This window comes from Vibrio sp. D173a (genome assembly GCF_030248475.1).
In genome coordinates this window covers 1-662 of sequence record NZ_JAHGAH010000862.1, presented here as the reverse complement: position 1 = coordinate 662, position 662 = coordinate 1, and the positions used below count along the sequence as shown (strand labels likewise).

At 42.0% G+C, this 662-nt stretch carries 1 pseudogene; it reads left to right on the top strand.

The features are described 5' to 3' along the window. Positions 1-235: pseudogene (locus KIV40_RS29860) on the top strand (ATP-dependent helicase); the annotation flags it as partial. Between the last annotated feature and the right edge of the window lie 427 nt (positions 236-662).

Here is a 662-nt window from a genome sequence, read left to right as displayed (position 1 = left end):
CGCGAGTGGTCAAGCGATCTCTTTAGTTAGCCATAGTGAAACAGACACCCTAGAAGCAATACGTAAGCTCACTGGCAGAGCGTTACCTGTTCAGTCACTTGACGGCTTTCCCGTGACCGATAAGCCGGCTACGGAAGGAGCACAGCGCAAGCGTCCGCCAAAAGACAAACAAGCGAACCGCCGTACAGCGAAGAAGAAAAGCATCAAACAATTTAAGAGTAAGCCTTCTCGCTAACCTTGATGTGATACCAAAACAGACATTCACCAACCTGTTTTCGAATTAATCACGCTTTCGATTAAATAGCGTTTTCGTTTAAATAGCGTTTTTGAGTAAATAGTGTTTTCGAGTAAAAATAACACTTTCAGCCAAAGCCCGGTTAATAACTGGGCTTTTTCACACCTGACACTCTTCAAATAATCACCTGAACACATATTAAACAGCCTATTTTACCGCTTGCTCCCTAACGCATTTAGATGACATTTTTATGAATAACGCGCCCAACTGATTGATTCCTCGTTGCTCAAAAAAAATACTTCAAAATCGCGTTGACGGTCACAAAACCGCCAACTAGATTTTTCTATTAGTGTCTATAACCAGGAGGTCATTGAAATGAAACGTGCTAGCTCTGCATACCGATTACAACTGATAAAAGAAGTAGCGA